This is a genomic window from Escherichia sp. MOD1-EC5950 (genome assembly GCF_002965345.1).
Taxonomy (GTDB): domain Bacteria; phylum Pseudomonadota; class Gammaproteobacteria; order Enterobacterales; family Enterobacteriaceae; genus Escherichia; species Escherichia marmotae.
Map to the genome: position 1 here is coordinate 20,366 of NZ_PTSR01000011.1, position 24,961 is coordinate 45,326.

Below are 24,961 nucleotides of genomic sequence, written 5' to 3' on the forward strand. Positions count from 1 at the left end.
TAAAGGGTAGTTATTGTCTCGTCCTCTTAAATTTGATGGGTGACGGAACGCCATGACAATATCGACCACTTCCACGCCGCATGATGCGGTATTTAAATCCTTTTTACGCCATCCAGATACAGCACGAGATTTTATTGATATTCATCTTCCAGCACCGCTGCGCAATCTGTGTGATTTAACAACGTTAAAACTGGAACCAAACAGTTTTATTGATGAAAACCTGCGACAATATTACTCCGACGTTTTGTGGTCAGTGAAAACACAGGAGGGGATGGGGTATATTTATGTCGTCATTGAACACCAAAGTAAGGCGGAAGAATTAATGGCTTTTCGCATGATGCGTTATTCCATCGCGGCGATGCAAAACCATCTGGATGCGGGCTATAAAGAGCTTCCTTTGGTGATCCCAATGCTGTTTTATCATGGTTGCAGAAGTCCTTATCCTTATTCTCTCTGCTGGCTTGATGAATTTGCAGAACCTGCGATTGCCCACAAAATTTACTCATCGGCTTTTCCGTTGGTAGATATTACTGTAGTGCCGGATGACGAGATTATGCAACACCGTAAAATGGCATTGCTGGAGTTAATTCAGAAACATATTCGCCAGCGCGACTTATTGGGGTTAGTGGAGCAAATAGTTTCTCTTTTAGTTACAGGGAACACTAATGACAGGCAGCTACAAGCACTGTTTAATTACGTTTTACAAACGGGGGATGCCCAGCGTTTCCGTGCATTTATTGGTGAGATAGCGGAACGAGCACCACAAGAAAAGGAGAAACTGATGACTATTGCTGACAGATTACGTGAAGAGGGCGCAATGCAGGGCAAACATGAAGAAGCTCTGCGTATTGCTCAGGAGATGCTGGAGAGAGGTTTAGACAGAGAGTTAGTTCTGATGGTAACCCGACTTTCGCCAGATGAGCTTCTGGCGCAAAGTCACTGATCCAGTAAACCCCGAGGCTACCTGGCGGATGTTCGCGGCAAAGCGTATCAGCGAACAACATCCGCCAGCGCTTCGTCTAAATCGTACCAGCGAAAAGCGAACCCCGCTTCTTCCAGCCTTTTTGGCAGCGCACGTTGTCCGCCCAATACCAGAACCGATGATTCCCCCATCAGCAAGCGAATGGCTGCGGCAGGGACGCGCATAATCGCCGGGCGATGCAGTGCATGGCCTAGCGCGTGGGCAAATTGTTCATTGTGTACCGGATATGGCGAAACCATATTAAATGGTCCCCGCAGATCGTTATCCAGCAGCCAGAGAATACCGTTAACCATATCATCAATATGAATCCAGGGCAGATACTGCCGACCGGAGCCAATCGGACCTCCCAGACCAAGGCGAAACGGTGGCAGCATTTTGCTGAGGATACCGCCATCTGGTGCCAGCACCACACCGGTTCGTAGCAGGCATACTCGTGTTTTGTCACTTTGTGCCCGACAAGCTATTTCTTCCCAGCGGGCACAGAGTTTATGGGTAAATTCGTTATGCGGCGGTTCTTCTTCGGTGACCACCACTTCACCTAAATCGCCATAATATCCCGCCGCCGAGCCTGAAATAAGCACTGACGGCGGCGAGTCACTGGCGTTAATCAAATCCACCAGTTTTTGCGTGATATTCCAGCGACTTTGACAGAGGAGATCTTTTTGCTCGTGAGTCCAGCGTTTATCAGCAATGGGTTCACCAGCCAGGTTGACCACCACATCCACGCCGTTGAGATTGCGTTGATCGGCAAGCCCTTGCCATAGCGTCACCTGAGGGCCGAGGACGGAGCTGGCTTTCTGCGGGGTACGCGTCACCACCGTGACCTGATGCCCCAACTCTAGCAAACGAGGGATTAAATGACGACCAATTAATCCCGTCCCTCCGGTGATCACTATATTCATGCAGCCTCCCGATATGGCGGTTAACGCTGCCAGCTCAAGGTCATTGATACCGAATCGGCGTAGCGCAGCGCGTGAAGTTTATCGATCTCCACTTCAGCATACGTCACCCAGTGATGTTCACGTGCGATATCGAGCACATCCTGAGTTAATTTTTCCAGCAAAGAGAAACGGTTATTCTCTACATGCTGAATGATGTTTTTAGTAATGGTGCGATAATTCAGCGCGTCGTTAATATCTTCGCTGGTGCGCGCTTTATCGGCGGGGTAGTGGATCGTAACGTTGATAACAATATCCTGACGGTTGTTAATCTCTTCGTCTTTAATTCCGATAAACGTACGTAAACGAAGGTTCTTTATACGAATAATAGCGGCAGGTTGTGCCATTGCAGGTTCTCCGTTGTTTTATTTAGGATTAAATAATACACGAGAACCCGGTTCTGTTAACTATTCGAAATCTCATCATTTACTTGCGCTTTTAGCAGCGCCTGCCCGGTAGCAGGACGCGAACGGATTCGCTCATACCAGTTTTTTACTGCCGGATACATCGCGAGGTCAATGCGCTGGCGAGCCCAGGCATTGACCCACGGCCAGCAGGCAATATCTGCAATGCTGTAGTTTTCTCCGCCCAACCAGGGGGAGTTTTCCAACCGCTTATTCAGTACGTGATAGAGACGTTGGGTTTCAACCTGATAACGTTCAATTGCGTAAGGAATGCTTTGTGGTGCAGCGTGGTTAAAATGATGATTTTGCCCGAGCATCGGCCCCAGGCCGCCAACCTGCCAGAATAACCACTGTAATGTGGCGGCGCGTTCACGCGGTTCATGGCTCAAAAAGAGTCCTGTTTTCTCTGCCAGATACAACAAAATAGCCCCCGACTCAAACATGCTTAATGGTTTGCCGCCGTCAATTGGGGAGTGATCGACAATTGCCGGAATTTTATTGTTCGGTGAAATGCGCAAAAACTCCGGGCGAAACTGACTGCCTTTACCGAGGTCAACTTTGATTAAGCGATAATCCAGCCTTGCCTCTTCGAGAAACAACGTGATTTTGTGACCATTCGGTGTGGGGGCGAAATAGAGATCGATCATCGCAGCTCCGGTTATCTAATAATCTGAACATCTCAAGTATAGAAACCGTGGCGACTTGTGTGAGTTTTCATCACGTAACGGTGACAAAAAGGCTCTATAGTTTGATAGCAAGCCCATTTATCGCTGAGGACATAATGAGTAAACCCGCTATCACGCTTTGGTCAGATGCCCATTTTTTCTCCCCTTATGTGTTATCCGCCTGGGTGGCGTTGCAGGAAAAAGGTCTGCCTTTTCATATGAAGACCATCGACCTCGACAGCGGTGAACATTTGCAGCCGACGTGGCAAGGTTATGGGCAGACACGGCGCGTGCCGTTGTTACAAATTGATGATTTTGAGTTGAGTGAATCCTCTGCCATTGCAGAATATCTGGAGGACTGTTTTGCGCCGCCGACCTGGGAGCGTATTTATCCGCTTGATTTACAACACCGGGCGCGGGCACGGCAGATTCAGGCCTGGCTACGCAGCGATCTGATGCCCATCCGCGAAGAACGTTCTACGGATGTCGTTTTTGCCGGTGCGAAGAAAGCGCCACTATCGGCAATGGGAAAAGCCAGCGCGGAGAAACTGTTCGCGATGGCAGAACATTTACTGGCGCATGGTCAGCCGAATCTGTTTGGCGAATGGTGTATTGCGGATACTGATTTAGCGTTAATGATTAATCGTCTGGTACTACATGGTGATGAGGTGTCGGAACGTCTGGTGGATTATGCGGCATTCCAGTGGCAGCGGGCTTCAGTTCAGCGTTTTATTGCACTTTCAGCAAAGCAATCTGGCTGATAGCAACGACAGAATCCAGTATCATAGCTTACGTTTTTTCGACGAGGAGTGAGTGATGAAACTGATGTTTGCATCGGACATTCATGGGTCGTTACCGGCGACGGAACGTGTTCTGGATTTATTTGCCCAAAGCGGTGCCCAGTGGTTGGTGATTCTCGGAGACGTGCTGAATCATGGTCCGCGAAACGCCCTGCCTGAAGGGTATGCGCCAGCCAAAGTAGCCGAACGGCTGAATGAGATGGCGCATAACATTATCGCCGTGCGCGGCAACTGCGACAGCGAAGTGGACCAAATGCTACTGCATTTCCCGATAACCGCGCCGTGGCAACAGGTGTTACTGGAAAAACAACGTCTGTTTTTGACGCATGGCCATCTGTTTGGCCCGGATAATCTGCCTGCTTTAAACCAGAACGACGTGCTGGTGTATGGTCATACCCATCTACCAGTAGCGGAAAAGCGGGGGGATATTTTCCACTTTAACCCCGGTTCGGTAAGCATTCCGAAAGGCGGCTATCCGGCGAGTTATGGCACGCTGGATGATGACGTACTAAGCGTAATCGCACTCAATGATCAAAGTATCATTGCGCAGGTCGCGATTAATCCGTAATTTACCCCACAACTCAAAATGCGCCGTAAGAGCGCCAGAAAAAGAAGGTTTCCTGATAATGGAACAGCGTCGTTTGGCAAGTACTGAATGGGTGGATATTGTCAATGAAGAGAACGAAGTCATTGCACAAGCCAGCCGGGAACAAATGCGGGCACAGTGTCTGCGCCATCGTGCAACTTACATCGTTGTACATGATGGTATGGGCAAAATTCTTGTGCAGCGTCGTACCGAGACAAAAGACTTTTTACCCGGCATGTTAGATGCGACCGCAGGTGGCGTGGTCCAGGCCGATGAACAACTGCTGGAATCCGCACGTCGCGAGGCGGAAGAAGAGTTGGGCATTGCCGGAGTCCCCTTTGCCGAGCACGGGCAGTTCTATTTCGAAGATAAAAATTGCCGTGTCTGGGGCGCGTTATTCAGTTGTGTCTCCCACGGTCCTTTCGCTCTCCAGGAAGATGAAGTCAGTGAGGTTTGCTGGCTGACGCCGGAAGAAATTACCGCACGTTGCGATGAGTTCACACCTGACTCGCTGAAAGCCCTGGCATTGTGGATGAAGCGCAATGCCAGGAATGAAGTAGAAACGAAAGAAGATCCAGAAGAGGCTTAATAAGTTTCAGCAGCTTTCACGTAAACACAAACTGGGAGCGATGAGTACCTGATCGCTCCAGTTACCTTCTCTAATTCGTTCCAGCAAAGCCTTTCCTGCCTCCAGACCAATTTTCCTGTGAGGAACGGCCATTGTTGTTAATGGTGGTTGGCAAACTTTACTAACGTCACTGTCACCAAATCCCACTACGGCGAGATCGTCTGGTACTTTGATGCGTCTTCGTTGACATTCATACAGAACACCGCAGGCCAACTCATCTGACACACATACCAGGGCATCCAGTTCCGGCCATGCGAGTAAAAATTCCGGTAATTGTGATGCTCCGGTGGAAAAAACCGGTGGCAGAGCAGCGTTAATAACACGGTTGGGAGACATATGATGGCGTAACATAGCTTTATACCATCCCTGTAAATGCTGCTGAAAGATCCACTGTTCCTGGTTGGCGCATAGCAAACCGATATTCTGATAACCACGTTGTACCAGCATATCCGTCAGTTCGAACATTGCTGCGACATTATCAATGCCAATGTTCATATCAATCGGATCGGTACGAATGGCACCGATTTCCATAACGGGAATCGAGGCATTTTTGAGCCAGTTACGCACGGTATTATTATGCTCAACACTGAGCAAAATCGCTGCGGCGATATTAGAAGCCAGCAGAGTTTCCAGCAGTTTTTCTTCTTGCTCCAGACGATGGCGTGACTCAGCCAGGATTATCTGATATCCCGCTGGTTGTAGTACATGTTGCAGCCCGGCAAACATTTCCGTGCATCCTGCTTCAGCCAGGTTTGGTACGACCATTGCAATCGTGTGCGAAGATGCCGATGCCAGCGCGCTTGCAGTGAGGTTGGGCATGTACCCTAATTCATTAACTGCGGCTTCAATCTTCTCCCGCAGTTTATCGGAAACTTGTTCGGGAGTGCGTAACGCTCTGGATACAGTCATTGTGCCAACTCCTGCGAGTTGCGCGACATCGGCGATAGTGACTTTACCAGTACTACGACGTTTTCGGGTTATTGCCATACAAAATCCTGCTCAGCGACTACATATGGAGATCTTTTTTTACTTATCATCAACGGCTTCCTGTTGGTAGCAGAGTATACCCCTTAATTTCTGGTAGAAGTTTGGATTTCATCAGTGAAATCCGTTTTGATAGCGCTATCACAAATATGAATGATACATACTGATAGCGCTATCTTTGTGAGATTGATCTCAGATATGCCGCCGTTGCTTGCTTAAAGTCTGCTCATTGACACGGAAAATGAGGAGGACAAGTGCTTAATACCTGGCTTTCTGATTCAACAATCGCATTACGAAAGAATGTCACAACCTGGCAGCAAGCATTAGATATTTGTGCCAGACCGTTACTGGAGGCGGAGATAATTACGACGGATTATCTCAGTGCGATAAAAACACAACATGAAAAACTGGGGCCTTATTATGTCCTGGCGCCTGGGTTGGCAATGCCCCATGCCCGACCAGAAGAAGGTGCAAAAGGATTGGGGTTATCATTATTAAAACTCGAAGAAGGTGTCAGTTTTAATGCAGAGGAATTTGATCCTGTAGATGTCATCATTTTACTTGCCGCACCAGATAAACACAGCCATATCGAAATGATATCTGCACTGGCTGAGTTATTCTCCAGTGAGAAGGATTTACAGGAATTGCATCAGGCTCGCAACCTGGAGGAAATAAAAACGATAATTTCACGATTCTAATTACATTCAAAATTCAGTCTTGTCACAACATTACGCCGTTGCGTGATGAGAACTTCTACAACTTAACATGGTGAATATAATGAAAATTATGGCTATTTGTGGCTCAGGGCTTGGTAGTAGTTTTATGGTCGAAATGAATATTAAAAAAGTTCTGAAAAAAATGGAGATAGAAGCGGAAGTGGAACATTCCGATCTCTCATCAGCAACGCCAGGGGCTGCCGATTTATTTGTGATGGCTAAAGATATTGCCGCCAGTGCCAGCGTACCGGAAAGTCAGTTGGTGGTTATCAACAACATCATTGATATTAATGAACTTGAAACGCAACTGCGTAACTGGTTCGCAAAACAATAACCTTAATTGAAGCGAGGTGGATATGTTTATCCTTGAAACGCTGAATTTTGTTGTTGATATACTCAAAGTACCCTCGGTACTGGTCGGCTTGATTGCCTTAATCGGTCTGGTTGCTCAGAAAAAAGCATTTTCAGATGTTGTTAAAGGCACAATTAAAACCATTCTCGGATTTATTGTTCTGGGCGGTGGTGCCACTGTTCTGGTTGGTTCTTTAAATCCGCTGGGTAGTATGTTTGAACATGCCTTTAATATTCAGGGTATCATTCCGAATAATGAGGCTATTGTTTCTATTGCGTTGGAAAAATATGGCGCGTCGACGGCGCTTATTATGGCATTTGGTATGGTAGCGAATATTATTGTTGCCCGCTTTACCCGCTTGAAATATATTTTTCTGACCGGACACCACACATTTTATATGGCCTGCATGATTGGTGTGATTCTGACAGTGGCTGGTTTTGAAGGTATATCACTGGTATTTACCGGTTCTCTTATTCTGGGATTAGTGATGGCGTTTTTCCCTGCATTAGCACAACGTTACATGAGGCGTATTACCGGGAATGATGAAATCGCTTTTGGTCACTTTGGTACTTTGGGGTATGTACTCTCTGGCTGGATTGGCAGCATGTGCGGTAAAGGTTCGCGTTCCACCGAAGAGATGAATTTGCCCAAAAATCTGAGCTTCCTGCGCGATAGCTCCATCTCTATTTCCCTTACGATGATGGTGATTTATCTGATCATGGCGATCAGTGCGGGGCGCGAGTACGTTGAAAGCCAGTTTAGTGGCGGTCAAAACTACCTTGTCTACGCCATTATTATGGCCATCACCTTCGCCGCAGGCGTATTTATCATTCTGCAAGGTGTGCGTTTAATCCTTGCTGAAATTGTTCCGGCATTTACCGGATTTTCAGAAAAGCTGGTGCCGAATGCGCGTCCCGCCCTCGATTGTCCGGTTGTGTATCCGTATGCGCCAAATGCAGTGTTAGTTGGCTTCTTATTTAGTTTTCTTGGTGGTTTGGTGGGGCTATTTTTGTTGGGACAGATGAAACTGGTGCTGATTCTTCCTGGTGTCGTTCCTCACTTCTTCACCGGAGCAACTGCGGGTGTATTTGGTAATGCTACGGGTGGGCGTCGCGGCGCGATGATTGGTGCTTTTGCGAATGGTTTATTGATTACCTTCCTGCCAGTGCTGTTATTGCCAGTTCTGGGGGCGATAGGCTTTGCAAATACGACCTTTTCCGATGCGGATTTTGGTGCTGTCGGCATCGTTCTCGGGAACCTGGCGCGTTATCTCTCGCCTTTTGCCATAACCGGACTTGTAGTAGCGCTATTTGTGCTGCTGGTTGCCTGGAACATTTTCGCCAATAACAAACTCGCTGCCAAAGTGCAGGAGAAGAGCGGAGCCAAATCATGAATGTTAAAGAAGTGACACAACTTGCACGGGATATTCGTATCCAGACGCTTAAATCATTAACTCATCTTGGCTTTGGTCATTATGGTGGCAGCATGTCTGTTGTGGAAACGCTGGCAGTTCTTTATGGCGCGGTGATGAAAATTGATCCTGCTGATCCCGACTGGCCTGATCGTGACTATTTTGTATTGTCAAAAGGGCATGCCGGACCTGCGCTCTACAGTACTCTGGCGCTGAAAGGTTATTTTCCACTGGAAGAATTAAGCACCTTAAATCAGAACGGAACTCGCTTACCAAGTCATCCGGATCGGCTAAAAACGCGTGGTGTTGATGCCACTACAGGATCGCTGGGGCAGGGGATATCCATTGCAGGAGGGATGGCGCTGTCGCATAAACTGGCGGGGCGCAAGAATCGGGTTTTTTGTATTGTTGGCGATGGTGAACTTAACGAAGGCCAATGTTGGGAAGCCTTCCAGTTTATTGCTCATCATCGTTTGAATAATCTCACTGTGTTTGTGGACTGGAACAAACAGCAGCTTGATGGCGAACTGGATGAAATTATTAATCCATTTGATTTAGAAGGAAAATTCCGCGCTTTCGGTTTTGATGTCGTGACAGTGAAGGGCGATGATATTGAGGGGTTGTTGAATGTAGTTAAACCTGTTCTACCAGCCGAGGCCAGACCGAGAGTAGTCATTCTCGATAGTATCAAAGGGCAGGGGGTAGCGTGTCTTGAGCAACTTAGTAATTCTCATCATTTACGCCTCACGGAAGAAATGAAGGAGACGCTAAACGAAACAATTCGCCAACTGGAGGCCATGCATGATTAAGCTCGCACCGGCAGGACAAAAAGACAGCATCGAGATGCGCAAAATTTATGCAGGCTTTATTGCGCAACAGATTGAAAACGGTAATTCTGTCATTGCCCTTGAGGCTGATTTAATGAGTTCCATGGCAATGGACAGCGTGGCGCGGGATTATCCACAGTACGTCATTAATTGCGGCATTATGGAAGCTAATGTTATCGGCACCGCTGCAGGGCTGGCCTTAACCGGGCGCAAGCCATTCGTGCATACCTTTACCGCATTTGCCAGTCGTCGCTGTTTTGATCAGCTCTTTATGTCGCTTGATTACCAGCGTGCTAATGTCAAAGTGATTGCTTCTGATGCGGGTGTTACCGCTTGCCACAATGGCGGAACACATATGTCATTTGAAGATATGGGAATTGTGCGTGGGCTGGCGCATTCGGTGGTGATGGAGATGACCGATGCGGTGATGTTTAGTGATATTTTACGCCAGCTTGTAGAGCTTGATGGGTTTTACTGGGTTCGTACGATCCGTAAGCAAGCGACAAGTATTTATTCTCCTGGGACAACCTTCTCTATTGGTAAAGGCAATGTACTGCGTGAAGGTACTGACATCACGCTGATTGCTAATGGCATTATGGTGGCTGAAGCCCTGGAGGCCGCACGTCAACTGGAACAGAGCGGTGTAAGTGCGGCAGTAATTGATATGTTTACTCTTAAACCTGTTGACCGAATGTTGATTAAAAATTATGCCGAGAAAACGGGGCGTATTGTGACCTGTGAAAACCATAGTATTCACAATGGGCTAGGGTCAGCCGTTGCCGAGGTATTAGTCGAAAGTTGCCCAATACCAATGCGTCGCGTGGGCGTGAAGGAGCGTTATGGTCAGGTTGGAACTCAGGACTTTTTACAGAGAGAGTACGGGTTAACCGCGCATGATATTGTGGCGGCAGCCAGAGAGCTATTGTAATCAGTTCCCCTTGCCAGAGACTGGCAAGGGGATTATTGACTTAATGGTAACCCATTAACTGAGCGCCTATCACCACGACGCTGGACATAATAAACAGCAGTCCAAGCAGTGTTGCACCCACTTTCAGCCAGTTACGGAAATCTACCCGGCAAACACCGAGCGTCGCCATTAACGAAGCCGAGGTCGGGTAAATGATATGGCTGAAGCCATCGCCAAACTGGAACGCCAGCACGGTAACCTGACGGTTAACGCCAACCAGATCGCCAAGCGGTGCCAGTAAAGGCATGGTTAACGCTGCCTGACCAGAACCGGATGTCACAAAGAAATTGAATACCGCCTGGAAGAGCAGCATAAACCAGGCCGCGACCGCGTTATCCAGGCCGCTAATGGCATTGGCAATGCTATTGAGAATAGTATTCAGCACGCTGGCATCACCCGCTTCGCCATTGCCAACCAGCAGTAAAATCCCTTTGGCAAAACCGACCAGCAGTGCAGGAGCAATCATCATTCTCGCCCCTTCGGTAAATGACGAGGCCATGGTGTTAACGGTCATACCGTTAAGGCGGAAGGCAACGCCGATGATGCCAATCACCAGACCCATAGTGAAGAACTGGCTGGCAATCTCTGGAATAAACCAGGCGTTAACGATCACGCCCCAAATCACCCAGATCATGACGGCGGTCAGGACAATCAATACCAGCCAGTCACCGAAAGTGAACGGCCGCTGTTCAACATCAGCTTGTTTTTCGCGGAAGAAGCGATCGGAATCATGCACGCGTGACAACAAAGGATTCTTTTTCACCCGTGAGGCGTACACCATGGTAAAGATGAGGCCAATCAGAGTGGCGATAACCCACACCACAATGCGCAACCCGGAGCCGGAAAGGACAGGAACGCCAGCAATCCCCTGGGCGACAACCACGCAGAACGGGTTCATCCACGAGCTGGCAAAACCGATTTGCGTTGCGATGTAGGTTACCAGGACGGTGGTAATACTGTCGTAACCCAGGCGTACCATTAGTGGGGCAATGATGATGGCAAAGGCGACGGCCTCTTCCCCCATGCCAAATACCGCACCGCCGAGTGAAAAGAGAATAAACAGTGCCGGAATGAAAAGAATTTCATTCCCTCGAGTGTGGCGGATAAGCGCGAGAATCCCGTTATCAATGGTTCCTGTGCGCATCACGATACCAAACGCGCCGCCAATCACCAGCATAAACATGATGATGCCAACGGCTGTCCCATATTTCGAGCCAGAGGTTAGCCCTTCAAACGGGAAGTTCATCAAACCAGGGCGTTCATCTCCCGTCGTGAACAGTTGTACTCGGTGATACTCGGGTTCGCCTGCCTCGTTGGTCAGAATGCGAAATGAGTGAGGATCTACAACTTTGCGAGTCTTCGTCTGACCATCAACCTGATATTGCACTTCCTGACTGTCAAACATTCCCACCGGAACAACCCAGGTGGCGAGACTGGTTAAAATAGCAACAAAAAAGATAATCACCAACGTATCGGGCATTGCCCATCTTCTGGTTGGTTTGGATTCAGTTATTGCGGACATAGCGCAAATTTTCCCTTGCACAAGACAAAGTGGTAAGTATGCAAAGTGAGATGGCGCAATTCATTGATGCAGCGCAGTTAAGCAAGATAATCAGAAAGGAGTAATGCAAATTAAGAGAATAAAAAACCGGAAATAGTGACTATTTCCGGTTCAGATATCCGCAGCGCATGGCTGCGGATAATGACGAGATTACTGCTGCTGTGCAGACTGAATCGCGGTCAGTGCGATGGTATAGACGATATCGTCAACCAGTGCGCCACGGGACAGGTCGTTAACCGGCTTGCGCATACCCTGCAGCATCGGCCCGATGGAGATCAGGTCGGCAGAACGCTGTACCGCTTTGTAAGTGGTGTTACCGGTGTTCAGATCCGGGAAGATGAACACGGTAGCGCGACCTGCAACCGGAGAGTTCGGCGCTTTAGATTTCGCAACGTCAGCCATTACCGCAGCGTCGTACTGCAGAGGACCGTCGATCATCAGGTCAGGACGTTTTTCCTGAGCCAGACGAGTTGCTTCGCGAACTTTCTCTACGTCACTACCTGCACCAGAAGTACCGGTGGAGTAGGAGAGCATAGCCACGCGCGGTTCGATACCGAAAGCAGCGGCGGAATCAGCAGACTGAATTGCGATTTCAGCCAGTTGTTCTGCGGTCGGATCCGGGTTGATCGCGCAGTCACCGTAAACGTAAACCTGCTCCGGCAGCAGCATGAAGAACACGGAAGATACCAGAGAGCTGCCCGGTGCAGTTTTGATCAACTGCAGCGGCGGACGGATGGTGTTTGCGGTGGTGTGAACAGCACCGGAAACCAGACCATCAACTTCATCCTGTTCCAGCATCAGCGTGCCGAGAACCACGTTGTCTTCCAACTGTTCGCGTGCAACAGTTTCGGTCATGCCTTTGTTCTTACGCAGTTCGACCAGACGAGCAACATAGTTTTCGCGAACCACTTCTGGATCAACGATTTCAATGCCTGCGCCCAGTTCTACGCCCTGAGACGCTGCAACGCGGTTGATCTCTGCCGGGTTACCCAGCAGTACGCACGTTGCGATACCACGTTCGGCACAGATAGCGGCTGCTTTAACGGTACGCGGTTCGTCGCCTTCCGGCAGAACGATACGTTTGCCTGCTTTGCGTGCCAGTTCGGTCAGTTGATAACGGAACGCTGGCGGAGACAGACGACGGCTGCGTTCGGAAGTTGCAGTCAGGGAATCGATCCAGTCAGCGTTGATGTAGTTAGCAACGTATTCCTGAACTTTCTCGATGCGCTCGTGATCGTCAACCGGAACTTCCAGGTTGAAGCTTTGCAGGCTCAGAGAGGTTTGCCAGGTGTTGGTGTTCACCATGAATACCGGCAGGCCGGTAGCGAAAGCACGTTCGCACAGTTTAGAAATGCGCGCGTCCATTTCATAGCCGCCAGTCAGCAGCAGAGCACCGATTTCTACGCCGTTCATTGCAGCCAGACAAGCGGCAACCAGTACGTCAGGACGGTCTGCGGAAGTCACCAGCAGAGAGCCGGCACGGAAGTGCTCCAGCATGTGCGGAATGCTGCGTGCGCAGAAAGTCACAGATTTCACGCGGCGAGTGTTGATGTCGCCTTCGTTGATGATGGTGGCGTTCAGGTGGCGTGCCATATCGATCGCACGAGTTGCGATCAGATCAAAGCTCCACGGCACAGCGCCGAGAACCGGCAGCGGGCTGGAGTCTTGCAGCTTCGCCGGATCAACATTGTTGACTTTCGCTTTGGAAGAGTCATCGAAAATCTCAGACAGATCCGGGCGAGTACGACCCTGCTCATCAACCGGAGCATTCAGTTTGTTAACGATAACGCCAGTGATATTGGTGTTTTTTGCACCGCCGAAGCTGTTGCGAGTCAGTTCGATACGCTCTTTCAACTGCTCCGGGGTATCAGTGCCCTGAGACATAACGAAGACGATTTCCGCGTTCAGCGTTTTGGCGATTTCGTAGTTCAGAGACTGGGCAAACTGGTGCTTACGTGTCGGGACCAGACCTTCAACCAGAACCACTTCGGCATCTTTGGTGTTGGCGTGGTAGTTCGCGACGATCTCTTCCATCAGCACATCTTTCTTATTGCTGGAAAGCAGACCTTCAACGTAACTCATTTTCAGCGGTTCAGCGGCTGTCGTGGTGGAAGAACTCGCACGCACGATAGTCGTTGTCTGATCGGGCGCATCGCCACCGGTACGCGGCTGAGCGATAGGTTTAAAAACGCTCAGACGAACGCCTTTGCGTTCCATTGCACGGATCACGCCAAGACTGACGCTGGTCAGACCGACGCTGGTTCCGGTAGGGATCAGCATAATAATACGGGACACGGTTTATCCTCTTTCGTTACCGCCAGTTTGGCGGGTTACAAAACAGCACCGCCAGCAGGGCTGGCGGTGTGGAATCAGGCGGTCAGGCGGCAGGCGTCTTGCGCGATAACCAGCTCTTCGTTGGTCGGGATCACAACAGCAGGGCGGGTGCCTTCTTTGTTGATGAAACCAGATTTGCCGAAACGTGCAGCCAGGTTGCGTTCATGATCAACCTCAAAGCCCAGCACGCCCAGTTTGCCCAGAGACAGTTCACGAACCATCGCGGCATTTTCACCGATACCACCGGTGAATACAACTGCGTCCAGACGACCATCCATCAGCGCAGTGTATGCACCGATGTACTTCGCCAGGCGATGGCAGTAAACGTCCATTGCGCGCTTCGCGTCTTCTTTCGTCGCGTAGTTGTCTTCAACATAGCGGCAATCGCTGGTTACTTCGGTCAGACCTAGCAGGCCAGACTCCTTGGTCAGCATTTTGTTGATTGCGTCAACGCTCATGCCGAGGGTGTCGTGCAGGTGGAAGATGATAGCCGGGTCGATATCGCCAGAGCGAGTACCCATTACCAGACCTTCCAGCGGGGTCAGACCCATAGAGGTGTCAACGCATTTGCCGTTGCGGATAGCAGAAACGGAACCACCGTTGCCCAGGTGGCAGGTGATGATGTTCAGCTCTTCTACCGGTTTGTTCAGCATTTTCGCCGCTTCCTGGGTTACATAGAAGTGGCTGGTGCCGTGTGCGCCGTAACGACGAATGCCGTGCTCTTTGTACAGGTTGTACGGCAGGGCGTAGAGGTAAGACTCTTCCGGCATAGTCTGGTGGAACGCGGTGTCGAACACAGCAACGTTTTTGTCTTTCAGTTGCGGGAAAGATTTCAGTGCTTCTTCGATACCAATCAGGTGAGCCGGGTTGTGCAGCGGTGCAAAAGAAGCTGCATCTTTGATACCCTGAATAACAGACTCATCGATCACTACGGAGCTGGTATACTTCTCGCCGCCGTGTACGATACGGTGACCGATAGCAGTCAGTTGCGCAGAAAGTTCTGGTTTTTGTGCCAGAATAGTATTAACGATAAAGTTGAGCGCTTCGCTGTGAGCGGCGCCTGCACCTAGAGCCGCTTCTTGTTTATTGCCGTCCATTTTCCATTTGATGCGTGCTTCGGGCAGGTGAAAACATTCGGCTAAACCAGAAAGGTACTCTTCACCATTTACTGCATCGATGATTGCAAATTTCAGTGAAGAACTACCGCAGTTCAGAACCAGTACTAACTTACTCGACATGGAAGTACCTATAATTGATACGTGGCTAAAAAAACGTCAGGGAGCCATAGAGCGTAGCGCATGATGACGCTGACATTTATGATTAACATCATGCACTGCAAATTTTTTTTGCATGATGGAATAAATATCTTGAGTCTATGCCATTTTGCGTAATTTTCAGCCAATGGCATAATGTATATGAATTTGACGACTCAATGAATATGTACTACTTAGGCCTTCAGGCCGCTAAAGGATACCTGATAGTGGGTATGGAAGACAAAATGTTTTGAACGTTGTCCCGCTGAGTTGTGAATTTGCACAAATTTTTGAATATTTATATGTGAAGTTGAGGTGAAGCATGTCAACGCCGGATAATCGTTCTGTTAATTTTTTTAGTTTGTTCCGCCGGGGACAGCACTACTCAAAGACGTGGCCGCTGGAAAAACGCCTTGCCCCGGTGTTTGTTGAAAATCGCGTTATTAAGATGACGCGGTATGCGATCCGCTTTATGCCGCCGATCGCCGTATTTACTCTCTGCTGGCAGATTGCGCTGGGCGGTCAGCTTGGTCCGGCAGTTGCTACAGCATTGTTCGCTCTGAGTTTACCGATGCAGGGATTGTGGTGGCTGGGCAAGCGTTCCGTTACGCCATTACCGCCAGCGATCCTGAGTTGGTTTTATGAAGTTCGCGGTAAATTGCAGGAAGCCGGGCAAGCGTTAGCACCGGTAGAAGGCAAGCCTGACTATCAGGCATTAGCTGACACGCTTAAGCGCGCCTTCAAACAACTGGATAAAACTTTCCTTGATGATTTGTAATTGATCCCTGATTACGCATATAAAAGAAGGCAGACATCGGCCTTCTTTTTTTTCACCGTAGTAAAGTGATACAGGAGTCAACAATGGAAATGACCAACGCGCAACGTCTTATTTTGTCTAACCAGTACAAAATGATGACTATGCTCGATCCGGCAAATGCTGAACGTTACCGTCGCTTGCAAACAATCATTGAGCGTGGCTATGGGTTACAGATGCGCGAGCTGGATCGCGAGTTTGGCGAGCTGAAAGAAGAAACCTGCCGCACTATCATCGACATTATGGAGATGTATCACGCGCTGCATGTTTCCTGGTCTAATTTGCAGGATCAGCAAGCTATCGATGAACGCCGTGTCACTTTCCTCGGCTTCGACGCCGCTACTGAAGCGCGTTATCTCGGTTATGTACGCTTTATGGTTAATGTCGAAGGGCGTTACACGCATTTTGACGCTGGAACTCATGGCTTTAATGCCCAGACACCAATGTGGGAGAAATATCAGCGCATGTTGAACGTCTGGCATTCCTGCCCGCGTCAGTATCATTTGAGTACCAACGAAATTAATCAAATCATTAACGCCTGAGGAGGCCTGCGTGCGGTGCAAAGGTTTTCTGTTTGATCTTGATGGTACGTTAGTGGACTCCCTGCCTGCGGTAGAGCGGGCGTGGAGCAACTGGGCGAAACGGCATGGGCTAACGCCGGAAGAGGTGCTTGCTTTTATTCACGGTAAACAGGCAATAACGTCTCTGCGTCACTTTATGGCGGGGAAAACCGAGGCAGAAATTGCCGCCGAGTTTACGCGTCTGGAACAAATCGAGGCCACGGAAACCGAAGGCATTACCGCGCTCCCGGGGGCGATAGCTTTACTCAATCATTTGAATAAAGCGGGTATTCCGTGGGCAATTGTCACTTCAGGTTCTATGCCAGTTGCGCGAGCGCGCCATAAAGTGGCCGGACTTCCTGCGCCGGAGGTGTTTGTTACCGCTGAACGGGTTAAGCGTGGAAAACCTGAGCCGGATGCGTATCTGTTAGGCGCGCAACTGCTGGGGCTTGCGCCGCAGGAATGCGTGGTAGTGGAAGATGCTCCCGCTGGCTTGCTTTCTGGTCTGGCGGCAGGTTGCCATGTTATTGCTGTTAATGCACCGGCAGACACCCCGCGTCTGAATGAGGTAGATTTGGTCCTTCATAGTCTGGAGCAAATTACCGTGACCAAACAGCCAAATGGTGACGTTATTATTGCGTGAAACGCCAGATCATGATTTAGCCCCGTCCCGACGGGGCTTTTTTGTGGCAGAATCAAACCATCCCCCTCAATTAACAAGGATATGTTGTGAACGGTGAATTGATTTGGGTTCTCTCATTGCTGGCGATTGCGATAGTCTTGTTTGCGACGGGCAGAGTGCGTATGGATGCTGTCGCTTTGTTTGTCATTGTCGCGTTTGCATTAAGCGGTACGCTGACTATCACCGAAGTCTTTTCCGGCTTTTCCGATCCTAACGTTGTGCTGATCGCCGCCCTGTTTATTATTGGCGATGGTTTAGTTCGTACAGGCGTTGCAACCGTGATGGGGACATGGCTGGTCAAAGTTGCGGGCAGCAGTGAAATCAAAATGTTGGTTTTACTGATGCTGACAGTTGCCGGTCTTGGCGCGTTTATGAGTTCAACCGGCGTCGTCGCTATCTTTATTCCTGTTGTGTTAAGTGTTGCTATGCGTATGCAGACGTCGCCGTCGCGCCTGATGATGCCATTGAGTTTTGCCGGACTGATAAGCGGCATGATGACGCTGGTGGCGACGCCGCCTAACCTGGTGGTGAACAGTGAGCTGCTACGTGAAGGCTATCATGGTTTCAGTTTCTTTAGCGTAACCCCTATCGGCCTGGTCGTATTGGTACTTGGCATTTTATACATGCTAGTGATGCGCTTTATGCTAAAAGGGGATACCCAGGCTCCGCAGCGCGAAGGCTGGACGCGTCGCACCTTCCGCGATCTCATTCGTGAATACCGTCTTACCGGGCGTGCGCGTCGTCTGGCTATTCGTCCCGGTTCACCGATGATTGGCCAACGACTGGACGATCTCAAATTGCGTGAACGTTATGGCGCAAACGTCATTGGTGTTGAACGCTGGCGGCGTTTTCGTCGCGTTATCGTGAACGTGAACGGGGTGTCTGAATTCCGCGCGCGTGACGTTTTGCTTATTGATATGTCTGCGGCTGACGTCGATCTCCGTCAATTTTGTAGTGAACAATTGCTGGAGCCGATGGTTTTGCGCGGCGAGTATTTTTCCGATCAGGCTCTTGATGTCGGTATGGCAGAAATTTCATTAATTCCTGAGTCAGAGCTTATTGGCAAATCGGTGCGTGAAATTGGCTTTCGTACCCGCTACGGACTAAATGTGGTGGGGCTGAAACGCAACGGTGTGGCGCTGGAAGGTTCGCTGGCGGATGAGCCTCTGCTGTTGGGTGACATTATTCTGGTGGTCGGTAACTGGAAGCTTATCGGTATGTTGGCAAAACAAGGCCGCGACTTTGTGGCGTTAAACTTACCGGAAGAGGTGAGTGAAGCATCGCCCGCTCACAGTCAGGCACCCCATGCCATTTTCTGTCTGGTGTTGATGGTGGCGTTAATGTTGACCGATGAAATTCCTAATCCTGTTGCGGCTATCATTGCCTGCCTGCTGATGGGCAAATTCCGCTGTATCGATGCTGAAAGTGCCTATAAGTCTATTCACTGGCCGAGCATTATTTTGATCGTTGGGATGATGCCGTTTGCTGTGGCATTGCAAAAAACCGGTGGCGTCGCGCTGGCGGTGAAAGGATTAATGGATATTGGCGGTGGTTACGGGCCGCATATGATGCTGGTCTGTTTGTTTGTCTTGTCGGCGGTTATAGGCTTGTTTATCTCTAACACTGCGACGGCGGTGTTGATGGCCCCGATTGCGCTGGCTGCTGCCAAAACTATGGGCGTATCGCCTTATCCTTTTGCCATGGTTGTGGCGATGGCAGCATCCGCTGCCTTTATGACACCAGTCTCTTCACCCGTTAACACATTGGTTTTAGGGCCGGGGAATTACAGCTTCAGTGATTTTGTGAAGCTGGGGGTTCCGTTTACCATTATTGTGATGGCGGTTTGCGTGGTGATGATCCCGATGCTGTTTCCGTTTTGACGAGCTCCTGATGTCGCCACCGACGTAGGCCTGATGCGACGCTGGCGCGTCTTATCAGGCCTACGTCGGCTTACAGCGGTGAATCCTGGCTAATCTCATCGAGAGACAGATGGAAGCTGGGAACAAACACTTCCATAAAGTAGTCCATCTCCTGACTGCGGCGCGATTCAAGCGTCGTTTCCAGCCGCGTTTTTGCCAGTAAGAACTCATTATTGCCGGCTGCGAGTTCCTCCAGGCATTTCAGATACGCACACAGCGCATCTGCCTGTTTAACCAGCGACTTTTCTTCATCGCTATACGCATGTTCATCGATTAATGGTGCAAAAATATCCCGCAACTCCTCCGGAACCATATCGACCAGTTTTTGCTGAGCGATTTTCTCAATGGCTTTATATTCCTGGGCGATTTGCGAGTTGAAGTATTTCACCGGAGTAGGAAGATCACCAGTGAGCACTTCAGAGGCATCGTGGTACATCGCCAGCAACGCGATACGTTCTTCATTAACCTGGCCGCCAAATTTGCGATTCTTGATGGCTGCCAGCGCATGGGCGACCATCGCTACCTGCAAACTGTGTTCGGACACATTTTCAGTCCGCACGTTACGCATCAACGGCCAGCGGTTAATGAGCTTCAGGCGGGAGAGGTGGGCAAAAAAATGGCTCTGTTTCATAGCGACCTTACGAGTGATGGCATCATGAGGTCATTGTGGGGGGATAACACTGCCGGATGCAATCTCCGGCAGTGAATTTAAGATTACAACTGATGATAACCAGAAAGGAAACGAGCGAACTTGCTCAAGGACAGTTCGATATCATCAACACGCGGCAGCGTGACAATGCGGAAGTGATCCGGCCACGGCCAGTTAAATGCGGTTCCCTGTACCAGCAGAACTTTTTCCTGCAACAGGAAATCCAGCACCATTTTCTGGTCGTCGTGAATATTAAAGCGTTTGGCGTCTATTTTCGGGAACATGTATAGCGCGCCGCGAGGTTTTACGCAGGAAACGCCAGGAATATCATTAATCAACTCCCACGCACGGTTACGCTGCTCGTAAAGACGCCCGCCCGGCATGATAAACTCGCTGATGCTCTGATAGCCGCCCAGCGCTGTCTGTATCGCGTGTTGCGCGGGAACGTTGGCGCACAGCCGCATTGAGGCCAGCATTTCCAGACCTTCGATATAACCTTTGGCGTGTTTTTTCGGCCCGTTCAGCACCATCCAGCCCTGGCGGAATCCCGCAACACGATACGTTTTCGACAGCCCGTTAAAGGTAATGGTCAGCAGGTCAGGAGCCAACGGCGCGATCGAGTGATGCTCGGCGTCGTCGTAGAGGATTTTATCGTAAATTTCATCAGCGAAGATAATGAGGTTATGCTGACGCGCAATCTCCACAATCTCCATTAATAGCTCTTTGGAATAAACCGCGCCTGTTGGGTTGTTCGGGTTGATAATAACAATGCCGCGCGTGCGTGGCGTAATTTTGGCGCGAATGTCATCGAGATCCGGGAACCAGTCAGAGGATTCATCGCAAAGATAGTGCACCGCTTTACCGCCTGAGAGCGAAACTGCCGCTGTCCATAGCGGGTAATCAGGTGCAGGAACCAACATCTCATCCCCACTGTTCAGCAATGCTTGCATTGCCTGAACGATAAGCTCCGATACACCATTTCCGATGTAAATATCTTCCACGGTAACATCACGCATGCCACGTGCCTGGTAATGCTGCATGATAGCCTTACGTGCAGAATAGAGGCCTTTTGAATCGCAATAACCCTGAGCTGTCGGGAGGTTGCGTATCACGTCAACCAGAATCTCATCGGGAGCGTCAAAACCGAACGGGGCTGGGTTGCCGATGTTCAGTTTCAATACCTTATTACCTTCTTCTTCCAGGCGTTTTGCTTCTTTCAGCACCGGACCACGGATGTCATAACAGACATTCTCTAATTTGCTGGATTTTTCAATGGGTGACATGAATCTTGACCTTTTTTGCTGTTATCGCCACTCCCTGCCGTGGAAGTCAGCTTAGAACAATGTACTCCCCCGAGGCGGCGTTTTGAAGTTCTGCAGAACAAGATTTTGCCAGGAGAGAAAGCGGAATTGTGCTGTTAATAACTTAATAATCGTTAAATAATAAGATGCATATACTTAATAAATGAGATTTAGTAGTGATTTATTCTGTGTATTAATTCAGGATGTGGTTTTTTTACCTGTTAGATAAATGTGTAAAATTTCTTCGGTTTAAGAAATCACGAACATAAAGCATTCATGATATTTTCGTTATAAGTGAAACATTAACAGAGTAGTGATCGCCGGTGGGGCATATAGGTGGTGACGGAGGAAATTATTGTTAAGAGGAATTAATGTATGCAGGTGGTGCTAATTAATTATTATTTAATATTCAAAAAGACTTTGTTGTGCATATTAATAATAGAAGATTACTTTGCCTAACATAACATAACTTTGCATCAGATAATTCGCAATGACCCTTATAAATAAAAGGTTTTTAGGGTAAAATGCTTGCTTTAATGACGGAACACCTGCTTTGATGCAGGCTTACTCTCGCTATTTGTTCGCGCTCATGTTCGAGCCGCACCGTTGCGAGAGAGTGGAGCAAGGACCAACATTTACATTTACACAAACTCGCGCATGTCATAAATAGAAAAGAGTGAGTAACTTAATAGATATGCGATTCCTGAAGATATATTCTGTGATCTACTTCAGGCATTATAACGGAACAATGTGAGCCACATTTTTTAGTGCAACTCATATGCATTTTTACTTTCGTCCGGGTTCCGGATGAAACTGCCAGGGAGGCACATTACAAATGGAATTGCTTGTTTGTGTGTGCACAGCATTAACCAGCTCAGTATGAGCCGCCAGTAAGTGATAATATATGATAAGTGCAAATCGTCCGATAATTAACCTCGACCTCGATCTGCTGAGAACATTTGTTGCTGTTGCCGATCTGAACACTTTTGCTGCCGCAGCTTCCGCTGTGTGTCGTACTCAGTCCGCTGTTAGTCAGCAAATGCAACGTCTGGAACAACTCGTTGGGAAAGAACTGTTCGCTCGGCATGGTCGCAACAAACTGTTGACTGAACATGGTATTCAGCTTCTTGGCTACGCCAGGAAAATCCTGCGTTTCAATGATGAGGCTTGCTCATCATTGATGTTCAGTAATCTTCAGGGCGTGTTAACTATCGGTGCTTCAGATGAATCTGCTGATACGATCTTACCTTTCCTGCTCAATCGCGTAAGCTCGGTTTATCCGAAACTTGCGCTGGATGTCCGCGTTAAGCGCAATGCCTATATGGCAGAAATGCTGAAGTCCCAGGAAGTGGATTTAATGGTTACCACTCATCGTCCTGATACCTTTAAGGCGTTGAATCTGCGTACTTCTCCAACACACTGGTATTGCGCTGCGGAATATGTATTGCAAAAAGGTGAACCGATCCCTCTTGTGCTGCTGGATGATCCTAGTCCGTTCCGTGACATGGTTCTGGCAACGCTCAATAAAGCGGATATTCCCTGGCGTCTGGCTTATGTCGCCTCTACGCTACCGGCGGTTCGTGCTGCAGTAAAAGCGGGCCTTGGTGTGACGGCAAGACCGGTTGAGATGATGAGTCCTGACCTGCGCGTTTTGAGTGCGGTAGATGGTTTACCACCACTACCAGATACCGAATATTTGCTGTGCTATGATCCGTCCTGCGACAATGAGTTGGCGCAGGTGATATACCAGGCCATGGAGAGTTATCACAACCCGTGGCAATACAACCCGTTGACTGCTCAGGAAGGGGACGATTCCCTGTTGATTGAAGGGGATTACGAATAATCTCCAGGCAATAACAATTCAGTAAAAAACGCCATTGGTGATTAATAAAACGCCAGTGGCTTTTTTTTACAATAAAACCTTACGAATGTTCCCGACAACGAACAAAAATGTTCATTTTTCAATCACCAGCCATTCCCCACGCTAACGAACAAAAAATCGCCTGAAAAAAATCTCCTGCTACAATAATGTTAAAAAATGAGTAAAATTATTGCTGTGTTTTTGTTATGGGTTAACAAAAGCGTGTCACAGATCAAGAAAATACTCTCTTTTGGGGGGAGGAATCGTCACCAATTCCTGTCAAAATAGGCCCGTATTTTTTCCATTGCTTCACAACGGACACGATTCAACAACATCTAATTTTCCTGGAGTTGTCAACAATCTGGGGGTAAAGGCATTAAATGCAAAAGTTGTTGATATCATGTAAATTAATGTGAAGAAACCTTTGTTAAAGTTGACAAAAGGTTATAGAAAGGAGTAAAAGACCACATCAATTAGCTGTATAAAATAGTTTCTACAGCGATTGTAAGGTTTTTTTTATTCCTCCCCATGAATCGATGTGGCGTCCATCTGCCGTGAAGAGCAGTGAATCTGGCGCTACTTTTGATGAGTAAGCAATGAGTATGTCAACATCCACTGAAGTCATCGCTCATCACTGGGCATTCGCTATCTTTCTTATCGTTGCCATTGGCCTGTGTTGCCTGATGTTGATTGGCGGTTGGTTTTTAGGCGGTCGCGCGCGCGCGAGGTCAAAAAACGTGCCGTTTGAATCAGGTATCGACTCGGTCGGCTCCGCCCGCTTACGCCTGTCTGCCAAGTTTTATCTGGTGGCCATGTTCTTCGTTATCTTCGACGTTGAAGCGCTGTATCTGTTCGCATGGTCAACTTCCATTCGCGAAAGCGGCTGGATTGGCTTTGTAGAAGCGGCAATTTTTATTTTTGTGTTACTGGCAGGTCTGGTTTATCTGGTGCGTATTGGCGCGCTGGACTGGACGCCCGCGCGTTCACGCCGCGAGCGTGTGAACCCGGAAACGAACAGTATCGCTAATCGTCAACGCTAACCGCGAGGCATTAAGATGGATTATACGCTCACCCGCATAGATCCCAACGGTGAGAACGACCGTTACCCCCTGCAAAAGCAGGAGATCGTAACCGACCCTCTGGAGCAAGAAGTTAATAAAAACGTGTTTATGGGCAAGCTCAATGACATGGTTAACTGGGGTCGTAAAAACTCAATTTGGCCGTATAACTTCGGTCTTTCCTGCTGTTACGTTGAGATGGTGACCTCGTTTACCGCGGTTCATGACGTGGCGCGTTTTGGCGCAGAAGTATTGCGTGCTTCGCCGCGTCAGGCTGACCTGATGGTGGTGGCTGGAACCTGTTTTACCAAAATGGCGCCAGTTATTCAGCGTCTCTATGACCAGATGCTGGAGCCGAAGTGGGTTATCTCCATGGGCGCATGTGCGAACTCCGGCGGTATGTACGATATTTATTCCGTTGTGCAGGGTGTTGATAAATTCATTCCGGTTGATGTGTATATCCCGGGTTGCCCGCCGCGTCCTGAAGCGTACATGCAGGCACTGATGCTATTGCAGGAATCTATCGGCAAAGAACGTCGCCCGCTCTCCTGGGTGGTTGGCGATCAGGGCGTATATCGCGCCAATATGCAATCAGAGCGCGAACGCAAGCGCGGTGAACGCATTGCCGTTACCAACCTGCGCACACCTGACGAGATTTAATTTGCGCCTGTCGGCAAAGGCATTTTTCTTCGCTTATTCCTAAATCTAT

The 24,961-nt window shown here is 49.0% G+C and carries 25 protein-coding genes; 16 read left to right on the plus strand and 9 right to left on the minus strand.

What is annotated here, in order from left to right; translation table 11 throughout:
* The first annotated feature begins 52 nt into the window (after positions 1-52).
* Positions 53-943, plus strand: a complete 891-nt coding sequence (gene rpnB, locus BEA93_RS12790; RefSeq protein WP_105224637.1) for a recombination-promoting nuclease RpnB — start codon at positions 53-55, stop codon at positions 941-943.
* A 47-nt stretch (positions 944-990) separates the two neighbouring features.
* On the opposite strand, the gene BEA93_RS12795 is transcribed toward rpnB, so the two are convergent.
* Genes BEA93_RS12795 through yfcG form a run of 3 tightly spaced genes read right to left on the minus strand, consistent with a single transcriptional unit; the run spans position 991 to position 2,971 of the window.
* A complete protein-coding gene (locus BEA93_RS12795) occupies positions 991-1,884 on the minus strand; it encodes a TIGR01777 family oxidoreductase (protein ID WP_001516790.1) in 894 nt (297 codons plus the stop codon).
* A gap of 20 nt (positions 1,885-1,904) precedes the next feature.
* Entirely contained in the window at positions 1,905-2,267 is a 363-nt protein-coding gene (gene folX / locus BEA93_RS12800) for a dihydroneopterin triphosphate 2'-epimerase (RefSeq protein WP_016249014.1), read from the minus strand.
* A gap of 56 nt (positions 2,268-2,323) precedes the next feature.
* Positions 2,324-2,971: a GSH-dependent disulfide bond oxidoreductase gene (gene yfcG, locus BEA93_RS12805; protein ID WP_000566507.1), complete on the minus strand. Its 648-nt coding sequence runs from the start codon at positions 2,969-2,971 to the stop codon at positions 2,324-2,326.
* A gap of 134 nt (positions 2,972-3,105) precedes the next feature.
* Between yfcG and yfcF the strand changes: the two genes are divergently transcribed.
* Genes yfcF through yfcD form a run of 3 tightly spaced genes read left to right on the plus strand, consistent with a single transcriptional unit; the run spans position 3,106 to position 4,964 of the window.
* The gene (gene yfcF, locus BEA93_RS12810) at positions 3,106-3,750 is read left to right on the plus strand and encodes a glutathione transferase (RefSeq protein WP_000042426.1); all 645 of its coding nucleotides are present in this window, start codon (positions 3,106-3,108) and stop codon (positions 3,748-3,750) included.
* A 55-nt stretch (positions 3,751-3,805) separates the two neighbouring features.
* Positions 3,806-4,357 (plus strand): phosphodiesterase, encoded by a 552-nt coding sequence (gene yfcE / locus BEA93_RS12815; RefSeq protein WP_001516787.1) that lies wholly within the window; start codon positions 3,806-3,808, stop codon positions 4,355-4,357.
* A gap of 58 nt (positions 4,358-4,415) precedes the next feature.
* The gene (gene yfcD / locus BEA93_RS12820) at positions 4,416-4,964 is read left to right on the plus strand and encodes an NUDIX hydrolase YfcD (protein ID WP_000437936.1); all 549 of its coding nucleotides are present in this window, start codon (positions 4,416-4,418) and stop codon (positions 4,962-4,964) included.
* Positions 4,965-4,970: 6 nt separating this feature from the next.
* Here yfcD and BEA93_RS12825 read toward each other — a convergent pair whose 3' ends face one another.
* A complete protein-coding gene (locus tag BEA93_RS12825; RefSeq protein WP_001516786.1) occupies positions 4,971-5,990 on the minus strand; it encodes a LacI family DNA-binding transcriptional regulator in 1,020 nt (339 codons plus the stop codon).
* Between the two features lie 251 nt (positions 5,991-6,241).
* On the opposite strand from BEA93_RS12825, the gene BEA93_RS12830 reads away from it, so the two are divergent.
* The 5 genes from BEA93_RS12830 to BEA93_RS12850 all read left to right on the plus strand — a co-directional run bounded on the left by BEA93_RS12830 (position 6,242) and on the right by BEA93_RS12850 (position 10,221).
* Positions 6,242-6,685: a PTS sugar transporter subunit IIA gene (locus BEA93_RS12830; protein WP_000935564.1), complete on the plus strand. Its 444-nt coding sequence runs from the start codon at positions 6,242-6,244 to the stop codon at positions 6,683-6,685.
* A 79-nt stretch (positions 6,686-6,764) separates the two neighbouring features.
* Positions 6,765-7,037 carry a PTS sugar transporter subunit IIB gene (locus tag BEA93_RS12835; protein WP_000699821.1) on the plus strand — a complete coding sequence of 91 codons (273 nt, stop codon included), beginning with the start codon at positions 6,765-6,767 and terminating at the stop codon, positions 7,035-7,037.
* Between the two features lie 22 nt (positions 7,038-7,059).
* On the plus strand, positions 7,060-8,448 hold the full coding sequence (locus BEA93_RS12840) for a PTS ascorbate transporter subunit IIC (RefSeq protein ID WP_001516785.1): 1,389 nt from the start codon (positions 7,060-7,062) through the stop codon (positions 8,446-8,448).
* Positions 8,445-9,275, plus strand: coding sequence for a transketolase (locus BEA93_RS12845; RefSeq protein ID WP_038354604.1), 831 nt, complete (start codon positions 8,445-8,447; stop codon positions 9,273-9,275). The genes BEA93_RS12840 and BEA93_RS12845 overlap by 4 nt, the downstream gene beginning before the upstream one ends.
* Positions 9,268-10,221 (plus strand): transketolase family protein, encoded by a 954-nt coding sequence (locus tag BEA93_RS12850; RefSeq protein ID WP_000593041.1) that lies wholly within the window; start codon positions 9,268-9,270, stop codon positions 10,219-10,221. The genes BEA93_RS12845 and BEA93_RS12850 overlap by 8 nt, the downstream gene beginning before the upstream one ends.
* A gap of 40 nt (positions 10,222-10,261) precedes the next feature.
* Here BEA93_RS12850 and yfcC read toward each other — a convergent pair whose 3' ends face one another.
* The 3 genes from yfcC to ackA all read right to left on the minus strand — a co-directional run bounded on the left by yfcC (position 10,262) and on the right by ackA (position 15,393).
* Complete coding sequence (gene yfcC, locus BEA93_RS12855; protein ID WP_032141354.1) at positions 10,262-11,782, minus strand: putative basic amino acid antiporter YfcC; 1,521 nt, start codon at positions 11,780-11,782, stop codon at positions 10,262-10,264.
* Positions 11,783-11,971: 189 nt separating this feature from the next.
* Positions 11,972-14,116 (minus strand): phosphate acetyltransferase, encoded by a 2,145-nt coding sequence (pta, locus tag BEA93_RS12860; RefSeq protein ID WP_000086737.1) that lies wholly within the window; start codon positions 14,114-14,116, stop codon positions 11,972-11,974.
* A gap of 74 nt (positions 14,117-14,190) precedes the next feature.
* Positions 14,191-15,393, minus strand: coding sequence for an acetate kinase (gene ackA / locus BEA93_RS12865; RefSeq protein ID WP_000095712.1), 1,203 nt, complete (start codon positions 15,391-15,393; stop codon positions 14,191-14,193).
* Positions 15,394-15,730: 337 nt separating this feature from the next.
* Here ackA and yfbV point away from each other — a divergent pair, with 337 nt between their 5' ends.
* From yfbV to BEA93_RS12885, 4 genes are all read left to right on the plus strand, one after another.
* Positions 15,731-16,186: a terminus macrodomain insulation protein YfbV gene (gene yfbV / locus BEA93_RS12870; protein ID WP_000106629.1), complete on the plus strand. Its 456-nt coding sequence runs from the start codon at positions 15,731-15,733 to the stop codon at positions 16,184-16,186.
* A gap of 83 nt (positions 16,187-16,269) precedes the next feature.
* Positions 16,270-16,764: a YfbU family protein gene (locus BEA93_RS12875; RefSeq protein WP_000426118.1), complete on the plus strand. Its 495-nt coding sequence runs from the start codon at positions 16,270-16,272 to the stop codon at positions 16,762-16,764.
* Between the two features lie 10 nt (positions 16,765-16,774).
* Positions 16,775-17,425 (plus strand): hexitol phosphatase HxpA, encoded by a 651-nt coding sequence (hxpA, locus tag BEA93_RS12880; RefSeq protein WP_001203379.1) that lies wholly within the window; start codon positions 16,775-16,777, stop codon positions 17,423-17,425.
* An 86-nt stretch (positions 17,426-17,511) separates the two neighbouring features.
* Positions 17,512-19,344, plus strand: a complete 1,833-nt coding sequence (locus tag BEA93_RS12885) for an SLC13 family permease (RefSeq protein ID WP_001012850.1) — start codon at positions 17,512-17,514, stop codon at positions 19,342-19,344.
* Positions 19,345-19,414: 70 nt separating this feature from the next.
* Here BEA93_RS12885 and yfbR read toward each other — a convergent pair whose 3' ends face one another.
* A complete protein-coding gene (gene yfbR / locus BEA93_RS12890; RefSeq protein WP_000813873.1) occupies positions 19,415-20,014 on the minus strand; it encodes a 5'-deoxynucleotidase in 600 nt (199 codons plus the stop codon).
* A gap of 83 nt (positions 20,015-20,097) precedes the next feature.
* The gene (gene alaA, locus BEA93_RS12895) at positions 20,098-21,315 is read right to left on the minus strand and encodes an alanine transaminase AlaA (protein ID WP_000074519.1); all 1,218 of its coding nucleotides are present in this window, start codon (positions 21,313-21,315) and stop codon (positions 20,098-20,100) included.
* Between the two features lie 922 nt (positions 21,316-22,237).
* On the opposite strand from alaA, the gene lrhA reads away from it, so the two are divergent.
* The 3 genes from lrhA (at position 22,238) to nuoB (ending at position 24,912) form a co-directional block, all read left to right on the plus strand.
* Positions 22,238-23,176: a transcriptional regulator LrhA gene (gene lrhA, locus BEA93_RS12900; RefSeq protein WP_001516780.1), complete on the plus strand. Its 939-nt coding sequence runs from the start codon at positions 22,238-22,240 to the stop codon at positions 23,174-23,176.
* A 614-nt stretch (positions 23,177-23,790) separates the two neighbouring features.
* Positions 23,791-24,234, plus strand: coding sequence for an NADH-quinone oxidoreductase subunit NuoA (nuoA, locus tag BEA93_RS12905; protein ID WP_000062991.1), 444 nt, complete (start codon positions 23,791-23,793; stop codon positions 24,232-24,234).
* Positions 24,235-24,249: 15 nt separating this feature from the next.
* On the plus strand, positions 24,250-24,912 hold the full coding sequence (nuoB, locus tag BEA93_RS12910; protein WP_000386733.1) for an NADH-quinone oxidoreductase subunit NuoB: 663 nt from the start codon (positions 24,250-24,252) through the stop codon (positions 24,910-24,912).
* Positions 24,913-24,961: the final 49 nt, after the last annotated feature.